Raw genomic sequence first — 18,635 nt, 5'->3', positions numbered from 1 at the left:
ACGGGCGGGCGCCCGGGTGTGAACCCGGGCGGCCGGCCGTTTGCGCGGGGCTACTTCCGGTGGCCGATGATCAGGTGCTTCTCGCCGCGGGTCCGGCGCACCTCGCAGTTCGTGAACCCGGCGGCCTCCAGCAGCGAGCGGTACTCCTCCGCGGTACGGTGCCGCCCCTCGGTCTCGACGTGCATGGTGAGGTTCATGACCGAGGTGGACAGCGGCCCGGTACGCGTGTCGTCGAAGAGCCTCTCCATGATGAGCACGCGGCCCGGAGGCGTGCACGCCCGGAAGGCCTTCTCCAGCAGCCTCGCGCAGGTCTCATCGGTCCAGTCCGACAGCACGTACCCGAGGGCGACGCAGTCGCCCGCGGGAATCTCGTCGGTGAAGAAGTCCCCCGCCGCGAAGGCCAGCCGATCGGTCAGCCCCTGCTTCCTGGCGGACTCCTGCAGGTACGGTTCGACCTGCGGCAGGTCGAAAACGGTCGCGCGCAGCGCGGGGGAGTGCCGTAACGCCGCCGTGGCGAAGGGACCGGTGGCGCCTCCGACGTCGATCAGCATGGCGACGTCGTCGAGCCCGGCGAGGGCGGCGATCTCCTGGGACGGCCCGAAGCTGAGATCCCACATGGCCCGCAGGAAGTTCCGGGTGGCCGTGTCGTCGCGGTAGATCGTCTCGAACGGCGGGGGCAGGTCGCGATCGACCGCGGCCTTGCCGTCCCGCAGGTAGGAGTCGAGGCGGTCGATCTGCTTCGAGGTCTCCGTGACCATGTGCTCGACGAACCCGCCGATGTAGCGCGCGTCGTTCCTGTCAAGGTACGGGCGTATCTCCTCGGGCAGGGAACAGCGGCCATCGGGCGCCATCCGTACGACGCCGAAAGCGACCAGGACAAGGAGAACCCGTTCAAGGGTCTCCTCCTCGACTCCCAGCGCCGCGGCCAGCGCCGTGCTCGTCGACTCGCCGTACTCGATGAGGTGTGAGAAAACACCGTGCTTGTCCGCCACATGGAGGACCGAAGTGGAGATCACTCCATATACGGTGCGTTCGAGTTCGCTCGGTAGCATATGCCCCGTCCGTTTCCACTCGAAAGTAATTCAGGTGAGAATTCTAACTTTTCTGGGTGGCGCTGGCCAATGGCGGCGACAGTATATATCGGAGATATATAGACGCGTTTTCCATAATTAAGTTCGACGGAACGAGCGCGCGGGGGCAGAATGTTCGGGATCGCTGGATTCGGGTACGCTTTCGGGGTCGACCAGGACGTGCGGCTGGTCGCCGCGGACTACGTGCCCGACCCGGAGCGCATTGCCCGCATGGGCTACCGCACCTTCCACCGGGCCCCCGACGACGTGACGGCGACCGACCTGGCGGCCAGGGCCGCGCGGGACGCGCTGGACGGAGCCGGGTGCGGCACGGCGGACCTGGACCTGCTCGTGGTGGCGGTCTCCGAGCTGCCCGAGTACCCGCACTGGGACTCCTCCGCGGCGCTGGCCCGCGAGCTGAAGATCGACAAGATCCAGACGCTGCTGCTCACCGAGGGGTGCGCGTGCGGCGTGACCGGCCTGGGGCTGGTCGCGGGGGTGCTGGCCATGCAGCCGGAGATCGAGACGGTCCTGTTCGTGGCGGTGAACCGGGTGAGTGAGTTCCACCGCAACCGGATGACCGTCAACACGGCCGTGCACAGCGACGGAGCCGTCGCGGCGCTCCTCCGGCGTGACCATCCCCGCAACCGGTGGCTGGCCACCGAGCAGTTCACCGACCCGGAGTTCTGCGACTGGTTCCGCACGGACTACGGGGGAGCCGTGGCCCCGGTGCCACCGCCCGGCTGGTCGAGCGCCACGGCGTCCGCGGGCGCCGAGAGGGTCCACGCGCACTTCGACAAGAACCCGCGCCGCCTGCGCGCCTTCGTCGACGCGCTCGCCGACCGCTCCACCGAGGTCATCCGGAAGGCGTGCGATCGGGCGGGGGTGGACCCGGCCGAGCTCACGCACGTCTTCGCGCTCAACGAGAGCGCCGACGCCATCGCCGACGTGGCGCGGCCGTTCGGCATCCCTCATGAGCGCACCAACGCCGGCCTGTCCGCGATCCACGGGCACATGGGCGCCGTCGACCAGCTCGCCATGCTCGGCCTGCGCTGGGACCGGGGCGACCTCTCGCCGGGGGATCTCGCCGCGCTGACCGGCACGTCGATCGGCATGCGGTGGTACTGCAGCCTCATCAGGGTCTGAAAGGGTGAACATGGACGCACTGCCGCAGGCGCTCAGAACGGCCGTGGGCGAGCGCCGGCTGCCGGATCCGGAGACGCGAGCGGCTCTCCGGGACACGACCGATCCGGCGCTGTCCCGGCGTGCCGGGCGGCTGTTGTCCGGGCTGCGCCCGCAGGACGCGCCGATCGTCGCGGTGACGGTCCTGGCGACGTGCACGATCGGTCCGTACGAGCAGCTGCTCCTGTCACAGCTCGTCTCCGCCGGGGTGTTCCCCCAGCTCACCGTCGGCGATCACGGCTCGCTCGAAAGGGAGCTGACGACCGGGGTGTTCGCCCGCCCCGAGCCGCCCGGGTTCGTCACCGCCCTCATCGACGAGTCGTTCTTCGTACCGCGTGACTGGGTGGCCGACGACACAACAGCGCTGGAGAAGCACATACGGGCCAGACTGGTCGATCTCGGTTCGGCGGTCACGGCCGCGGCGCGGCACTCGTCCGCCACGCTGATCCTGCACACGGTCCCGCTCCCCGCCGAGCTGCGCGACGCCCTGATCAGCTGGCGCGCCCGGACTCGGATCACCAGGCTCTGGTACGAGCTGAACGCCGGCATCCTCGCCCTCGGCGACGAACACCCCCAGGTCGAGGTCGTCGACCTGGCCGGGCTGATGGCCGACGAGCCATACGCCGTCCGGGACGACCGGATGCACCGGTACGGCGACATGCCGTACTCCGACGGCGCGCTGCTGCTGCTCGCCCGCCAGGTCCGCCGGATCGTCCAGGCCGGACTTGGCCTGTCCCGCAAGGTGCTCGTCCTCGACCTGGACGGCACGCTCTGGGGCGGGGTGCTCGGCGAGGTGGGCGCGGGAGGCGTGCAGCTGGGCGGCCTCTATCCGGGGAACTGCTATGCCGCGGTACAGCTCGCCGTACGGCGACTGCTCGACCAGGGCGTGATCCTCGTGCTGGCCAGCAAGAACGACCCCGAGCCCGTCGAGGCGGCCATGAACGCCCACCCTGAGATGGTGCTGCGCCCCGAGGCGTTCACGGTGCGGGCGGTGAACTGGTCGTCCAAGGCGGAGAACCTGCGCCGCACCGCCGACGCCCTCAGCCTGCCGGTCTCCTCCTTCGTCTTCATGGACGACACCGACTTCGAACGCGCGGAGGTGGCGAGCCGGTTTCCCGAGGTCGCGATCGTCTCGGCGGCGGGCGATCCCGCGCACCTGGTCCGTTCGCTGCTGCGGAACGGCTGGTTCGACGCGCTGTCGCTCACCGAGGCGGACCGGCGGCGCGCGGAGCTCTATCGCGCACGGGCCGAGCGGGTCGAGTTCTCCGGCGGGTACGACGCTGCCGCGGACTACCTGCGCGCCCTGAAGATCGAGGTGGAGATCGCCCCGGTCACGTCGTTCACGGTGCCGCGGGCGGCACAGCTCGCGGCGCGGACGAACCAGTTCAACCTCACGGGCGTCAGGTTCGGTGAGGCGCAGACCGCTGAACTGAGCACGAGCCCGGGACATCTGGTGGCCACGGTGTCGGTGTCCGACAGGTTCGGCTCGGAAGGTGCGGTCGGAGCGCTCTGGGCCGAGCGCGGCCAGAGCTCCTGGCGCGTGCTGAACCTGGTGCTGAGCTGCCGGGTGCTGGGCCGCGGCATCGAGACGGCGATCGCGGCCTGGCTCGCGGGGAGCGCCGCGGAGAGCGGAGCGGAAACCCTGGTCGGCCGATATGTCCCGTCGAAGCGCAACGGCGTCGCCGCCGGGTTCTGGACGGAGGCCGGGTTCGAGGACGCCGGCGACGGCGAGTTCGTCCTCGATCTGAGCACGGCGACGGTGGACGTACCGGCCTGGATCACCATGAATGAGAGGAGCGGACATGAGTGAGAGTGTCGAGGGACACGTTCTGGAGATCGTCTCTGAGGTGCTCGGCGAGGCGGCTGATCGGCTGCGCGCCGAGCACGTCCTGGCGGACTACCAATGGGACAGCATCGGCTCCCTTGAGGCCTTGGCCCAGTTGGAGAGCCGGCTGGAGGTGACGCTGGACCTGCGGGAGTTCCACGCCGTCCGCACCATCGGAGAGCTGACGAGCCTGGTGGCGCGCGCCGCGGGCGCCGGACGTGAGACGCCCGCGTCATGATCGTCGGCGTCGACCACATCGGGCTGGCCACGACCGATCCGCTCCGGGTGGGGGAGTTCCTCGGGGCGCTGGGGCTGTCCCGCATCGACGGCGGCACCGCCGACGATTACGGGGTCGCCTGCGAATTCTGGCGTGGTCCGGACCGGTCCATCGGGACGGACATCGAGATCGTCTCACCGGCGCGTGACGGCTCGGCGATCGACAGCAGGCTCACCGGTCAGGGGGCCGGGCTCTACCACATCGCCTTCGTCGTCGACGACGTCCGCGCCGAGTTGCGCAGGCTGCGCGGACTCGGACTGTCCCCCGTCGACGCCGAACCCTGCCGCGGGGCACGCCCGGGAATGAAGGTGGCCTTCATGTACGTCCCCCGGCCCGCCTCTTTTCTCGTGGAACTCGTGGAGTACGGGCCTGCGAAGCGCGAAAATTCCGTATAGAAAAAATATTGCGCTTCCGCAGAATCTCGAACGGACGGAACGTCCGCGTCGAAAGGCAAAGGGGAATCCGGTGCGCTCCACGAACGACGAAGCACTGATCGCGATTATCGGAATTGGCACCAGACTTCCCGGATCGCGTGGCCCAGAGGATTTCTGGCGTTTCCTGTGCGAGGGACGGGACGCCATCGGAGAGGTCCCCGCCGGCCGTTGGGACGCGAACGCCCTCTACGATTCCACGCCCGCCACCCCGGGAAAAATCAACAACCGTCTCGGTGGATTCATCGACGGTATTGACGAGTTCGACGCGGAGTTCTTCCGCATCTCGCCCCGGGAGGCCGCGCGTACGGATCCTCAGCAGCGGATCCTCCTGGAGGTCGCCTGGGAGGCCCTGGAGGACGCGGGCCTGCCCGCGTCCGGGGTCGCGGGGTCGCGTACGGGGGTCTTCGCCGGGGTGCACTTCAGCGACTACGAGTGCATCCAGTCGGCCGACCTCCTCGACAACGACCTCTACTCGATGCGGGGCACGTCCAGGAGCGTGATCGCCGGGCGGTTGTCGCACGCGCTGGGGCTGCAGGGGCCGAGCATGGTGGTCGACGCCGCCTGCTCGTCGTCCCTGGTGGCGCTGCATCTGGCGTGTCAGAGCCTGCGGCGCGGCGAGAGCGATCTCGCGCTGGCCGCGGGCGCCAACGTCCTTCTCGACCCCGGGATCAGCGTCTCGTTCTCCCGGGGCAACATGCTGGCGCCGGACGGGCACTGCAAGGCGTTCGACGCCTCCGCCAACGGGTTCGTGCGCAGCGAAGGCTTCGGCGTCGTCGTGCTCAAGCCCCTGGGCGCGGCGATCGCCGACGGCGACCGGGTGTACGCGGTGATCCGCGGCAGCGCGGTGAACAACGACGGCCGGACCGGCGCCTCCGCGGGCACTCCGAGCCGGTCGGGCCAGGAGCAGGTGCTGCACGCCGCCTACGCCGACGCCGATCTGCCCCCGTGGCAGGTGCACTACGTGGAGGCCCACGGGACCGGCACGTCCGTGGGGGACCCGGTCGAACTGTCCGCCCTGGCGGCGGTCCTCGGCGAGGGCAGACCCGCCGACCGGCCGCTGAAGGTCGGCTCGGTGAAGACGAACATCGGTCACACCGAGGGTGCCGCGGGCATCGTCGGCGTGATCAAGACGGCGCTCAGCCTGCACACCAGGACGCTGCCGCCCTCCTTGCACTGCGCGAACCCCACCCCGGCGTTCGCGTGGGACCGGCAGCCGGTACGGGTGCAGCGGGAACTGGAGCCGTGGCCGGACGACGCGCCCGCGTTCGCCGGGGTCAGCTCGTTCGGCATCACCGGGACCAACGCCCACGTCGTCCTGGAGGCCGCGCCCACTTCGTACCCGGTCTCCGGGGTCGCCGGCGGCCGCGGGCTCCTGCTGCCCATATCGGCCCGCTCGAAGCAGGCCCTGGCCGACTCGGCCGCCCTTTACGACGAGGTTCTGGCCCGGACGACGGAGGCGGGCGGCCCGTCGGCCGAGGACGTCTGCGGGGCGGCGGCGACCCGTCGCGGTCACGAGGCGCACCGGCTGGTCGTCCAGGGGACGTCGGCGCGGGAGCTGCGGGAGTCGCTGCGGGCGTTCACGGACGGCAGGCCGCGGGCCGGAACCGTCGCGGGCCGGGTCCCGGCACGGCGCGGCAAGATCGCCTTCGTCTTCTCGGGCCAAGGCTCCGAATGGCCGGGCATGTGCGCGGACCTGCTCGCCACCGAGCCCGTCTTTCGTGAGTACATCGAGCGGTGCGACACGGTGCTCGGCGAGTGGAGCGACCGCTCGGTCCTGAAGATGCTCTCGGGCCCGCCCGAGGAGACCACCGCTCTCCCGATCGACGTGCTGCAACCGCTGCTCTTCTCCGTACAGGTGGCTCTGGCGGCCCTCTGGCGATCATGGGGCATCGTCCCGGACACCGTGATCGGGCACAGCATGGGCGAGGTGGCCGCCGCCTGCGCGACCGGACGGCTCACGCTTGAGGACGGCGCCTCGGTGATCCGCGCCCGCAGCAGGCTCATGGCCACCACCAGGGGCCGCGGCGGCATGGCCGTCGTAGGGCTGTCGCACGAGGACGCCCGTACGCTGGTCGCCCCCCATGACGGCCGGGTCTCGGTCGCCGCGCTCAACGGGCCCGCGACCACGGTGATCTCCGGCGACCGCGACGTGATCGAGAAGATCGTCACCGACCTCGAGGGCGGTGCGGTGTTCTGCCGCCGCATCGACATCGACGTGGCCGCCCACAGCGCGCACATGGACGACCTGCGCGAGGCCCTGCGCGCGGACATCAAGGACATCCGCCCGGTCGCGGCCGGCGCCGGACCGGCGTTCCACTCGACCTCCGACCCCGGCGCCGAACTGCTGGACGCGGACTACTGGCTGAGCAACCTCAGAAAGCCGGTGTCGTTCTGGCCGGCCGTTGAGCGGCTCGTGGCCGACGGTCACGACACCTTCGTGGAGATCAGCGCTCATCCGGTGCTGCTCGGCGCCATCGGCCGGGGCATCGACAGCAGCCCGCTGCTCATGCCCTCGATGCGCCGCGACGAGGGCGGGGAGGTCGCGCTGGGGTCGCTCGCCCAGTTGTACGTCGCCGGTCACGAGCCCGGCTGGCGCAGCCTCTATCCGGGCAAGGGACGTCATGTCGGCCTCCCGCGCTACCCATGGCAGCACGTGACCTTCCCGCACAAGGACGAGGGCGCGCCGCGTGGCCGGGCCCAGCCCGGAAGGGCCGGCGGGCACCCTCTCCTGGGCACCCGGTTGCAGCTCGCCGCGCACCCCGGGACGGAGTTCTGGGAGTCGTGGCAGGACGTACGCGCCACCCCGTATCTGGCCGATCACCGGGTCGACGACATGGCGGTGTTCCCGGCGGCGGGCTACGCCGAGATGGCACTCGCGGCCTCGGGGGGAGCCGCCGGCGAGCCGTACGAGCTCACCGATCTGATCTTCGCGTCGGCACTGACGCTGCCCGAGCAGCGGACCACCCAGGTACAGCTGGCGATGACCGGCAGCGGGCCGCGCCGGACGTTCCAGGTCTTCAGCGACCAGGGCGACGGAGCGTGGACGCTACACGCGAAGGGGCAGGTGAGGCGTGGCGAAGCCGCGCCGCGCCCGCCCGTACGGACGATGCCGGAGGACTGGCAGGAGCTGGCGGGGCCGGAGTTCTACCGCAGGTGCGCCGCCCGCGGGCTCCGCTACGGACCGCGGTTCCGGCTGGTCGAACGGGTTCGCCGCTCGCCCGCGGGAAACGAGGCGTGGGCAGAGCTCTCAGAGGCCGCCACCGTCGCCGGCGACCCCCATGTCGTCCATCCGGCGGTCCTCGACGCCTGCCTCCAGGCGGTCCTGGCCACACTGCCGGACGGCGACGAGACCTACCTCCCGGTGAGCCTCGGACGGCTCCGCCTGCACGGCCCGATCACCGGCGGCTGCGTCGTCCAGGCCCGCCTGGACGACGACGGGCGGGCGCAGCTGGTCGTCAGTAACCGCGATGGCGAGCTCGTCCTGGAGGCCGAGGACCTGTGCATGCGGCGGGTCGGCCGTGAGACCACGGCGAACGAGCCGATGCGCGACGCCCGGTTCGAGGTCGTCTGGCAACCACTGGACGTCCCGCCGCGCCCGGCCGGCACCGCCGCGCGCCGCTACCTGCTCCTGGACGGGCCCCGGGACGGGTTGCACGACACGCTCAGCGCGCTGGGCCACACGTGCGTACGCGTCCATCCCGGCGAGAGGTACGAACGGCTCGCGGAGGACCACTACCAGGTCAACCCATCGTCCCCGGCCGATCTCGCCAGGCTCGTGGAAGAGACGGCCGCGGAGCGGTTCGACGGAGTGATCTACGGCTGGGCTCTGGCTCCCGCCGACGCGGCGTCGGACGAGGACTTCATCGGTGAGGCGCTCCGGCTCGGCTGCGGCGGCGCGCTCCACCTGGTCCAGGGGCTCGCCGGTTCGGGCACGCGGCTGTGGATCGTCACGTCGCAGGCGGTCGCCGTGTCGTCCGGCGAACCGGCCGATCTCGCGCAGGCATCGCTGTGGGGGTTCGGCCGGACCGTCGCCCACGAATACCCCGAACTGCACTGTGTCCTCGTCGACCTGGAACCCGGGCATCTCCATGCACTTGGGGACGAGCTCGACGCGGAAGGCGAGGACCAGGTCGCCTGGCGCGACGGTCAGAGGTACGCGGCCAGACTCCGTTCCCTGCCGCACGTCGTGAGCGAGGGGGACGGGACGGTGAAGGGGGCCGCGCTGCTCCGGCGGCGTACGCGCTTCCGGCTGGAGATGCCCGCACCGGGACCGCTCGACCGGCTGCGGATCGCCCCGGCCCCGCACGATCCTCCGGCGGCGGGCGAGGTCGAGATCGAGGTGGACGTCGCCGCGCTGAACTTCAAGGACGTTCTTCGCGCGATGGGTGTGCTCCCGGCCGCCTCGACGGCGTCCCTGCCGCTCGGCATCGAATGCGCCGGCCGCGTCTCCGCCCTTGGAGCCGGAGTCAGCGGACTGCTGGTCGGGCAGCGGGTCATCGCCATCACCGACTCCTCGCGCGGGTGCGTGGCCTCCCACGTCAACGCCGACGTCCGTGTCGTCGTGCCGTTGCCCGACGGGCTCGGCTTCGAGGACGCCGTGACGGTCCCGGTCGTCTTCCTGACCGCGTACTACGGGCTGGAACGGCTGGCCGGAATGAGGGCCGGCGACAAGGTCCTGGTGCACTCGGCCAGCGGAGGAGTGGGGCTCGCCGCCGTGCAGCTCGCCCGCGCGGCCGGCGCCGAGGTCTTCGCCACCGCCGGCAGCCCGGAGAAACGCGCCTATCTCCATGACGAGCTCGGCATCGAGCATGTCATGGACTCCCGGTCGGTGGAGTTCGCCGCGCAGGTGCGGGAGCTCACCGGCGGAGCGGGCGTCGACATCGTGCTGAACTCGCTGTCCGGAGGCGCCATCGAGGCGGGTCTCGCCTCGCTGCGGCCGGGCGGCCGGTTCGTGGAGCTCGGCAAGCGCGACATCGAGGAGAACACCCAGCTCGGGCTCGCGCCGTTCGGGAAGGGCCTGTCCTTCTGCTCCCTCGACGTCGAGGCGCTGCTCCTCGACCGGCCGGAGGACGTCGGCCAGACGCTGAAGGAGCTGATGGGACGGCTGGCGAGCGGGGAGCTGCGGCCACTGCCCCGGCAGAGCTTCCCCGTCCACGCGGCGGACGAGGCCTTCCGGCACCTGGCCAGGGCCCGGCACATCGGCAAGGTGCTGATCTCCGTGGCGTCGGCGCCCGGCAGCGCGCCGGGACGGGCGCCGGTGCGCGCCGACGGCACCTACCTGATCACGGGTGGCCTGGGCGCGCTGGGGCTGGGCACCGCGCAGGCGCTGGCCCGGGAGGGGGCCGGGCATCTCGTCCTGACGGGGCGGCGGGCCCCGGACGCCGGCGCGGCCGCGGTGCTGGACGATCTCAGGGCCGCGGGCACGGCCGTCACCGTCATAAGCGCCGACGTGGCCCGATACGAGGAGCTGGCCGACGCCGTCAACCCGGTCCTGCGCGACGCGCCGCCGTTACGCGGGATCGTCCATGCCGCCGGTGTGCTGGCCGACCGTACGCTGGCCCAGCTGACCTGGAAGGACTTCGAAACGGTCCTGGCTCCGAAGGCTTTAGGAGCCTGGAACCTGCATCGCCTGGTGGCGGGAGCTCCGCTGGACTTCTTCGTGCTGTTCTCCTCCATCGCGGGGCTGCTCGGCAACCCCGGCCAGGCCAACTACGCGGCCGGCAACACGGCCATGGACGCGCTCGCCCACCACCGGCGCTACCACGGCATGCCCGCGACCACGATCAACTGGGGCCCCTGGTCGGACATCGGCCTCGCCGCCCGCCCGGACCGGGGCGGGCGCCTCGAAGACCGGGGGCTGCCGAGCTTCTCCCCCGACGAGGGCTTCGACGCGCTCATCCGCGAACTCGCGGCGGGGCCCGGCGTGCCCGTCCAGGTGGCGATCTCCAGATTCGAGCCCGCGCGGTGGGCGGAGTCGCTGCCCACGGCCACGCGGTGCTCCCTGCTGAGGGACCTGCTGGCCACGTACGAGACCGACGGCGCGGAACGGAGCGACCAGGACGGCCAGGACCTCAAGGAGGAGCTCCGCACCGCGGCCCCCGACCGGCGCGAACAGCTCCTGGCCGACCACGTCACCCAGCAGGTCGCGCGGATCACCAGGACCGACCCCGCGCTGCTGGATCGGGAGGCGGCGACGACGTCCATCGGTCTCGACTCCCTCATGGCCATGGAGCTGCGGCAGGCCATCGAATCCAGCACCGGAGTGGTGGTCTCGACGGCCAGGCTCCTGGGTGGGGCGAGCATCGTGGAGATCGCCCGGCATCTCGAATCGTGCCTGGTGGAGTCCCCGCCGCAGCCGGCCCTTCCCTCCGGATCGGCCGGGAGTACGAACGTGCGGGCGGCCGAACTGCCGTCGGAGCACATCTCCGAACAGATCGACCAAATGTCCGACGGTGACGTCGAGGCGATGCTGGGACAACTGATCGGCGGAGGGGAGAAGCCCTTGTGACCGGATTCACCGAGCCGCTCGACAGGCTCACACCGGACGAGAAACGCGCGCTGGTATGCGCCCTGCTGCAGCGCCGTGCGAGCGGAGAGGAGATCTCCCCGCTCTCCCAGGGCCAGCAGGCGATGTGGTTCATGTATCGCGTGAGCCCGGGAAATCCCGCGTACAACGTGCCCATCGCCTGGCGGGTCCGGTCGCAGCTGGACCGGACCGCCTTCGACGGCGCGCTCGCCGACCTGGTCGGGCGCCATCCGATGCTGCGGACGTCCTACCTTGAGCTCGAAGGTATTCCGTTCCAGCGGATAGGCCCGGACAGCGGGCAGGTCAGGCTGGAGGCCGTCGACGCCCGCGACCTCGATGAGACGGGCTTCGGCGCCCTCCTGACCGCCGAGGCCATGCGCCCCTTCGACCTGGAGAGCGGTCCGGTGCTGCGGTGGCGCCTGTACGACCGGCCGGACGGGGAGCAGATCATCCTCCTGGTCGGGCACCACATCGCCATGGACGCCTGGTCGGTCTTCCAGTGCCTGGACGAGCTCGCGAGCCTCTACGTCGCCAGGCTGTGCGGCAAGCCGCCGGACCTGCCCGAAGTCGAAGCCCGCTACACCGACTACGTCCGCTGGCAGGCGGCGATGCTCGGCGGCGCGGAGGGCACGAGGCTGGCCGCCTACTGGGGAGGCCGGCTCTCCGGGGCGCCGCCGGACTTCGGACTTCGGACGGACCGGCCGCGCCCGCGCGTCCGGGGGTATCGAGGCGACCGGTGCGCCGTCGAATGCGGTGCCGAGCTCTCCTCAGCCCTCCGCGGGGTCGCCGACGCGGAAGGTGCGACGTTGTTCGTCGTCCTGCTGGCAGGCTTCTACGCGCTGCTGCACCGCCACACGGGGCAGACGGACCTCCGTGTGGCGACGCCCATGGCGCATCGTGATCAGGCGTCGTTCGGTCAGGTGGTCGGCTACTTCGCGGACTCGGTGGTGCTGCGCGCGGACCTGTCGGGAGCTCCGTCGTTCCGCTTGCTCGTCCGGCGCGTCCGCGACGCCGTCCTTGAGGCATTGGACCATCAGGGACTGCCGTTCGCGGCGCTCGTCGACCTGCTCAGAGTCGAACGCGATCCGAGCAGGCCACCGCTGTGCGACATCAGCTTCGGCATGCAGAAATCGCATCGGGCCCGGTTCCGCCGCGCGGCCGCCGCGGGCCCCGGCGGGGCCGGAGGCGCCTCGCTGTTCGGTCTGCGCTCGTCGGGAGCGGACGCCCTGGTCCTGGACCTCGGCGGCCTCCTGCTGGAGCCGCACCCGGTGTCCCACCCGATGTCCCGCTATGACCTCGACCTCCAGTTGCACGAGGCCGACGGGGAGATCTTCGGCGCGCTGACCTACGACACCGACCTGTTCGAGCGTTCGACGGTCGAACGACTCGTCGGGAATCTGCGGGTGTTGCTCGGCGCGGCCGCCGCCGATCCGGATCTGCCGATCTCACGGCTGCCGATGCTCACCCAGGAGGAGCAACGGCTCATGCTCGGCTGGGGCGAGGCCAACGGCTGATCACGCTCGGCCTTTCACCACCGGTCACCACCGGTCGAATCGAGGGAGTCGAGTGAACATCAAGGATCTGGCCGAGCTCGTACGCGCTCCCGCCGCCCTGACCGTCCCGGGCGACACGCTGGCAGGGGGCGCGTCCGGCCTGGCGCCCGCGGCGGCGTCCATCTGCCTCTACTGGGCCGGAATGGCGCTCAACGACTACGCCGACCGCGATCTCGACGCCAAGGAACGGCCCGAACGGCCGATCCCGTCGGGACGGGTGCGTCCCTGGCAGGCGCTGGCCCTCGCCTCGGGCCTGACCGCCGCCGGCCTGGCCCTCGCCGCCCGGCGGCGTAGGCTGCGGATCGCGCTCCCACTGGCGGCGACGATCTGGGCGTACGACCTCAAGCTGAAGGACACGCCCGCCGGTCCTGCGGCGATGGCGGCGGCGCGCGGCCTGGACGTGCTTCTCGGCGGCCGCCCCCGCGCCGGGCTGGCGGCGGCGGCGATCGCCGCCCACACCTACGGCGTCACGGCGCTCAGCCGGGGTGAGGTCAACGGCGGGACCCGGGCCCAGGCCATCACCTCGATCACCGCCACAGCGGTCGCCGCAGCGCTGGCCGCGAGCGTCCCGCAGGGCAGTCCCTGTGAGGGCGGCTCGCGAGAGAACCCATCGGTCCGTACCGCCGCCCGGCTGGCGTTCGTCGGGGCGTACGTATGGCTCGTCGGCAGGGCTCAGGCGAAGGCCGCCATGCGCCCCGATCCGGCCACGGTCCGCGAAGCGGTCGGCGCGAGCATCCTGGGCATTCTCCCGTTGCAGGCGGCCCTGACGGCCGAGCGCGGCACGCCCGTGACCGTGGCGATGCTGGCGGCCTCCCATCCGCTCGCGCGCCGGCTCGCGCGCCGTGTGTCGCCGACCTGACACCATGGGGTCGTGTCGCCTTCCCCATAGTGTAACGGCGAATTAAATGCTTCGATTTTCGTTGAAGTGTTAAGCGTAACGAGGGCTCAAAGGTGAGCCTTTAGCGCTATCATATTTCGCCCCAGGGGGGTCTAGACCCACATCTCACGGCGGCCTGTGGCCCCGTCGTCGTTTGTTGAGTAGGGTCCTAGTTGTTCGGTAATTGTTGATTACGTTTCTGTCCGCGCTGTGGCAGAGCGTGGTGACGATCGTTTGTCCAGCGGGGTTCCGCCAAATATCGCCTGAATACCGCCGGGCGGCGCGGCCGGTGGGGCGGCACAGCGGCACCATCCCCACCATGGGTATCCGACGCACGATACGCCCGGTCGCCGTCACTGAATGTGATCCGCCGACGACAGCACGACGGGCAGGCTGCCGCAATAGACGCCTTTCTTCGGGTGTCAACGGCAATCCCAGGCCTGCCCGAACATTCGCTGTAGGGCTCAGGGGGCCGCATGGAGTTCAAACTTCTAGGGCCGGTTGAGGCCTGGAGTGGCAGTCGTTCAGTACCTTTGGACGGGTCAAAACTCCGGACCGTGCTAGCCACGTTACTTTTCGCCAACTGCCGAAATCTGTCCGATTCGAGAATGAGTTACCTGCTTTGGGGAGAGCAACCGCCTACCACGCCGAGCGCGCAGATCTGCACTTATGTGTCACGGCTGCGCCACCGGTTGCGGAAAGGCGGTCTCGAAATAACGCGCCAAGGCACCGGCTACAAGCTTGACACGGGGCAATGGGAAGTCGACCACAGGAGGTTCGAAAACCTGGCTGACCTGGGCGCCCGGTATCTGCGGGACGGCGACGTCATGCGGGCGGAAAGCACCCTCAGCCGGGCGCTCTCGCTGTGGCGCGGTCCGGCGCTCTGCGACGTCACCCGTCATCTCGCGGGCGCGGAGCTCCCCGGGCTGGAGGAGAGCCGCATGATGGTTCTGGAACGCCACGTCGACGCGAGACTCGCCCTGGGGAGGCATCCGGAGCTCGTGCCGGAGCTGACCAGGCTCGTGGGTGAGGACCCGCTCAGAGAGACGTTCAGGATCCAGCTCATGGTCGCGCTCTACCGGTGCGGTCGTCCGGCGGACGCGTTGCAGGTCTACCGCCAGGGCCGCGAGGTACTGGCCCAGCATCTCGGCATCGCGCCCGGAGAAGACCTGCAGAAGATTCACCAGGCGATCCTGGTCGGCGACCCGGATCTCGACCATCCGCGCCTCCTGTACGCGGCAGGCGCCGCCTGACCAGGCGCGGTGGAGGCTCCATATAGAGGAAGTATGGCCGCACCGCCTACGTTTCCCTTGACTTTCGAGCATGGGGGAATGCGGTGCGGACAGGGATTTGGCTGGTAGGAGCTCGAGGATCCGTGGCCACCACAGCGATGCTGGGCGCCGCGGCCGTCGGATCGGGCTTGGTGCCGCCCATCGGTTGCGTCAGTACGCGCCCCGACTTCGCGCCGGTGGCGCTCGCGGGGTTCGACGAACTCGTCTTCGGCGGGCATGAGCTGGTGGACACGTCACTGCTCAAGCGCGCCGAGCAGCTGGTCCACGCGCGGGTGGTGCCGCCCGGCCTGCCCGCCCTCGTGGAATCCGATCTCCGGGCCGCGGACGAGGAGATCCGCCTCAGCCCCATGGCCACGGCTGGTGACCAGCGCTCCGCCATCGGCGACGTGATCACCGACCTGGAGGACTTCCGGCGCAGGCTGGAGCTCGACACCGTCGTCGTGATCAACGTCTCGTCCACGGAAGCGCCGATCCCGTACGGCCTGCCGCAGCATGCGTCGCTCCGGGCTCTGCTGCGCGCACTGGACGAGGGGACGGCGGCGCTGCCGGACAGCTCGATGTACGCCTACGCGGCGTTGTCGGCGGACTGCCCGTACGTGGACTTCACCCCCTCCACAGGCGCGCGACTGCCCGCGCTGGCCGAACTGGCCGCCGAGCGGCGCATGCCGTACGCCGGACATGACGGCAAGACGGGAGAGACCCTGGTCAAGTCGGTGCTGGCGCCGATGTTCGCCCAGCGCGCGCTGCGGCCGCTGTCCTGGTCGGGCACGAACCTGCTCGGTGGCGGGGACGGGGCCACGCTGGCCGAGCCCGGCCGCGCGGACAGCAAGATCCAGTCCAAGCGGCGGATGCTGGCGGAGATCTTCGATCACGAGACCCACGACGCCGTCCACATCCACAACGTGCCCGATCTCGGCGATTGGAAGACGGCGTGGGATCACATCATGTTCGAGGGGTTCCTGGGCGTACGCATGACCATGCAGTTCACCTGGCAGGGCTGTGACTCCGCGCTCGCCGCCCCGCTCGTGCTCGACCTGGCCCGGTTCGTGGCCGCCGCACACCGCGCGGGACGGCACGGACCCCTGTCCGACCTCGCCTTCTTCTTCAAGGACCCGCTCGGGACCCGTGAGCACGGTCTCGACCGGCAGTACGAGCGGCTGGTGCACTGGGCGCACGGACTCGGTGGAGAAAGCGCGTGAAATTCGCGTACGGGACCAACGGGTTCACCGACCACCGGCTCGATGACGCCCTGCTGGTGCTGGCGGATCTGGGGTACGACGGTGTCGCCCTGACGCTCGACAGCGGACACCTCGACCCGTACGCCCCCGGCCTGGCCCAGCGGGTCGACGCGACCGCGTCGCGGCTGGCCGCCCTCGGCCTGCGGGTGGTCGTGGAGACCGGCGGCAGGTACGTGCTGGACCCGCACCGCAAGCACTATCCCACCCTGCTGAGCCCGGCACCCGAGGCCGCCCGCCGGATCGACCTGTTGCTGCGCGCCGTCCGCGTCGGCGCGGACCTCGGAGCCGAGGCCGTGTCGTTCTGGAGCGGGGCGAAACCGCCGGGGCTGCCCGGCAGGGAGGCCTGGGGCAGGCTCCGGCGAGGCGTCGAACAGGTTCTCGCCCAGGCCGAGCTCTTCGGCGTCGTCCTGGGGTTCGAGCCGGAGCCGGGGATGTTCGTCCGGGACATCGCCGGCTTCGAGCGGCTGCGGTCGCTCATGGGCGAGCCGAGCAGGCTCGGCATGACGCTCGACCTGGGGCACTGCTGGTGCCTGGAGCCCGATCCGGTGCCCGAATGCGTACGCCGTGCCGGGCCGTGGATCGTGAACGTGCAGATCGAGGACATGCGGCGCGGCGTGCACGAGCACCTGGAGTTCGGCGAAGGCGAGATCGACTTCCCGCCCGTGCTCGCGGCGCTCGCCGAGACGGGATACCGAGGCCTGGTCGGGGTGGAACTGCCCCGGCACAGCCACGCGGCCCCCGCCGTGGCGGAACGGTCGATGCGTTTCCTGCGCGAGGCGTGGGCCACGGCCGAGCAGACTCAACCTGGGGAGAACGGATCATGATCGAGTCGACGGAGCTGTCCGATGACGCGGTACGCGGTGCCGCGAACCCCTGGCTCGCCGAGGCCCTGGAGCGACTCGCCGCGAACCCCTGGCTCGCCGAGGCTCTGGAGCGACTCGCCGCGAACACCGCGACGATCGACGTGCTCTTCCCCGTGGCGCGGCGGACCTGCGGCGACGGCCCGGTTCCTGGCCTGCCCGGCTGGAGCGCCGACCAGGCCGCGCGGGTCCGGCTCCTGCTGGCGCTGCCGCGACGCGGCGAGGCCCTGGCATCGGAGGTCCACGATCTCTACCGGCACGGCGACCCGGCCGAGCGGATCGCCGTGCTGCGCGGACTGTGGCCGCTCGCCGTCCGGCGGGGGCTGGGCGCCGGCGGCCTGCCGATCGTCCGCGACGCGCTGCGATCCAACGACTCACGCCTTATCCAGGCGGCACTGGGCCCGTACGCCGCTGAGCATCTCGCCGACGACGACTATCGGCAGGCCGTGCTCAAGTGCGTGTTCGTCGGGATACCGCTCGCGGCGGTGGCGGGGCTGGAGCGGCGCTCCGACGCCGAGCTCTCCCGGATGCTCCTCGACTACGCCCGCGAACGGCAGGCCGCCGGGCGGGAGGTTCCTCCCGACATCTGGGCCGTGGCCGAGTCCGGCCGCGACGCTTCGTACCTCGACCTTCAGAGGTGATCTTCTTGCGCATCTTCGACCCGCACATTCACATGACCTCACGCACGACCGACGACTACGAGCGCATGCGGCAGGCCGGTGTGCGGATCGTCCTCGAACCGGCCTTCTGGCTGGGGCAGCCGCGCACGTCGGTGGGATCGTTCGAGGACTACTTCGACTCGCTGCTGGGCTGGGAGCCGTACCGGGCGGCGCAGTACGGCGTCCGGCACTACTGTGCCCTCGCGCTCAACCCCAAGGAGGCCAATGACCCGCGCTGCCGAGGGGTGCTCGACGTGCTGCCCCGCTACCTGGCCAAGGACGGCGTGGTGGCGGTCGGCGAGGTCGGCTACGACAGCATGACCGAGGAGGAGGACGAGATCTTCCGCCTCCAACTGGGGATGGCCCGCACGTGGGGCCTCCCCGTCCTGGTGCACACCCCGCACCGGGACAAACTCACCGGAACCCGCCGCAGCCTCGACGTCGTACGGTCCGAGGGCCTGCCGCCGGAACGGGCGCTGATCGACCATCTGAACGAGTTGACCGTCGCCATGGTCAAGGAGAGCGGGTGCTGGATGGGATTCTCCGTCTATCCCGACACCAAGATGGACGAGAGCCGGATGGTGGCGATCCTGCGGACGTACGGGACTGAACGCGTCCTGGTGAACTCCGCCGCGGACTGGGGACGCAGCGATCCGCTGAAGACCCGCAAGGTCGCCGAGGCGATGCTGGCCGGAGGCTTCGACGAGGACGACGTCGACACCGTTCTCTGGCGCAACCCGCTGAGCTTCTACGGCCAGAGCGGACGGTTGCGGCTGGACGAGCCGATCACGGCCGACTCCTTCGAGGGCAACTCCGTCCAGCGCGGAGAGAGGGTCGCCTGA

At 70.7% G+C, this 18,635-nt stretch carries 13 protein-coding genes; 12 read left to right on the top strand and 1 reads right to left on the bottom strand.

The genetic code is table 11. The features are described from left to right. Positions 1-50 precede the first annotated feature (50 nt). A complete protein-coding gene (locus ABEA43_RS40455; protein ID WP_345570541.1) occupies positions 51-1,016 on the bottom strand; it encodes a methyltransferase in 966 nt (321 codons plus the stop codon). Positions 1,017-1,202: 186 nt separating this feature from the next. On the opposite strand from ABEA43_RS40455, the gene ABEA43_RS40450 reads away from it, so the two are divergent. The 12 genes from ABEA43_RS40450 to ABEA43_RS40395 all read left to right on the top strand — a co-directional run bounded on the left by ABEA43_RS40450 (position 1,203) and on the right by ABEA43_RS40395 (position 18,635). Beyond that, complete coding sequence (locus ABEA43_RS40450; protein ID WP_345570539.1) at positions 1,203-2,216, top strand: 3-oxoacyl-[acyl-carrier-protein] synthase III C-terminal domain-containing protein; 1,014 nt, start codon at positions 1,203-1,205, stop codon at positions 2,214-2,216. 10 nt (positions 2,217-2,226) lie between these two features. After that, positions 2,227-4,062: an HAD-IIIC family phosphatase gene (locus tag ABEA43_RS40445; protein ID WP_345570537.1), complete on the top strand. Its 1,836-nt coding sequence runs from the start codon at positions 2,227-2,229 to the stop codon at positions 4,060-4,062. Next, positions 4,055-4,315 (top strand): acyl carrier protein, encoded by a 261-nt coding sequence (locus ABEA43_RS40440; RefSeq protein ID WP_345570535.1) that lies wholly within the window; start codon positions 4,055-4,057, stop codon positions 4,313-4,315. Before ABEA43_RS40445 ends, ABEA43_RS40440 begins: the two co-directional genes overlap by 8 nt. Next, a complete protein-coding gene (locus ABEA43_RS40435; protein WP_345570533.1) occupies positions 4,312-4,749 on the top strand; it encodes a VOC family protein in 438 nt (145 codons plus the stop codon). Before ABEA43_RS40440 ends, ABEA43_RS40435 begins: the two co-directional genes overlap by 4 nt. Before the next feature lie 70 nt (positions 4,750-4,819). Further along, positions 4,820-11,296, top strand: a complete 6,477-nt coding sequence (locus tag ABEA43_RS40430) for an SDR family NAD(P)-dependent oxidoreductase (protein WP_345570531.1) — start codon at positions 4,820-4,822, stop codon at positions 11,294-11,296. Then, positions 11,293-12,828 carry a condensation domain-containing protein gene (locus ABEA43_RS40425; protein ID WP_345570529.1) on the top strand — a complete coding sequence of 512 codons (1,536 nt, stop codon included), beginning with the start codon at positions 11,293-11,295 and terminating at the stop codon, positions 12,826-12,828. Before ABEA43_RS40430 ends, ABEA43_RS40425 begins: the two co-directional genes overlap by 4 nt. Before the next feature lie 52 nt (positions 12,829-12,880). Next, positions 12,881-13,726: an SCO3242 family prenyltransferase gene (locus tag ABEA43_RS40420; protein WP_345570527.1), complete on the top strand. Its 846-nt coding sequence runs from the start codon at positions 12,881-12,883 to the stop codon at positions 13,724-13,726. A 494-nt stretch (positions 13,727-14,220) separates the two neighbouring features. Then, positions 14,221-14,997, top strand: a complete 777-nt coding sequence (locus ABEA43_RS40415; protein ID WP_345570525.1) for an AfsR/SARP family transcriptional regulator — start codon at positions 14,221-14,223, stop codon at positions 14,995-14,997. 83 nt (positions 14,998-15,080) lie between these two features. Beyond that, entirely contained in the window at positions 15,081-16,235 is a 1,155-nt protein-coding gene (locus ABEA43_RS40410; RefSeq protein WP_345570523.1) for an inositol-3-phosphate synthase, read from the top strand. After that, on the top strand, positions 16,232-17,098 hold the full coding sequence (locus ABEA43_RS40405) for a sugar phosphate isomerase/epimerase family protein (protein ID WP_345570521.1): 867 nt from the start codon (positions 16,232-16,234) through the stop codon (positions 17,096-17,098). The genes ABEA43_RS40410 and ABEA43_RS40405 overlap by 4 nt, the downstream gene beginning before the upstream one ends. After that, positions 17,095-17,775: an EboA domain-containing protein gene (locus ABEA43_RS40400; RefSeq protein ID WP_345570519.1), complete on the top strand. Its 681-nt coding sequence runs from the start codon at positions 17,095-17,097 to the stop codon at positions 17,773-17,775. Before ABEA43_RS40405 ends, ABEA43_RS40400 begins: the two co-directional genes overlap by 4 nt. 5 nt (positions 17,776-17,780) lie before the next feature. Further along, entirely contained in the window at positions 17,781-18,635 is an 855-nt protein-coding gene (locus ABEA43_RS40395; RefSeq protein ID WP_345570517.1) for a TatD family hydrolase, read from the top strand.

The sequence above is a fragment of the Nonomuraea rosea genome, from assembly GCF_039539705.1.
In the GTDB taxonomy this organism is placed as follows: domain Bacteria; phylum Actinomycetota; class Actinomycetes; order Streptosporangiales; family Streptosporangiaceae; genus Nonomuraea; species Nonomuraea rosea.
This window is presented reverse-complemented; position numbering and strand designations above follow the sequence as displayed.

Coding starts and splice junctions, on each gene's coding strand:
- ABEA43_RS40415 (WP_345570525.1), top strand. CDS start 14,221: ATGGAGTTCAAACTTCTAGGGCCGGTTGAGGCCTGGAGTGGCAGTCGT.
- ABEA43_RS40440 (WP_345570535.1), top strand. CDS start 4,055: ATGAGTGAGAGTGTCGAGGGACACGTTCTGGAGATCGTCTCTGAGGTG.
- ABEA43_RS40435 (WP_345570533.1), top strand. CDS start 4,312: ATGATCGTCGGCGTCGACCACATCGGGCTGGCCACGACCGATCCGCTC.
- ABEA43_RS40400 (WP_345570519.1), top strand. CDS start 17,095: ATGATCGAGTCGACGGAGCTGTCCGATGACGCGGTACGCGGTGCCGCG.
- ABEA43_RS40450 (WP_345570539.1), top strand. CDS start 1,203: ATGTTCGGGATCGCTGGATTCGGGTACGCTTTCGGGGTCGACCAGGAC.
- ABEA43_RS40445 (WP_345570537.1), top strand. CDS start 2,227: ATGGACGCACTGCCGCAGGCGCTCAGAACGGCCGTGGGCGAGCGCCGG.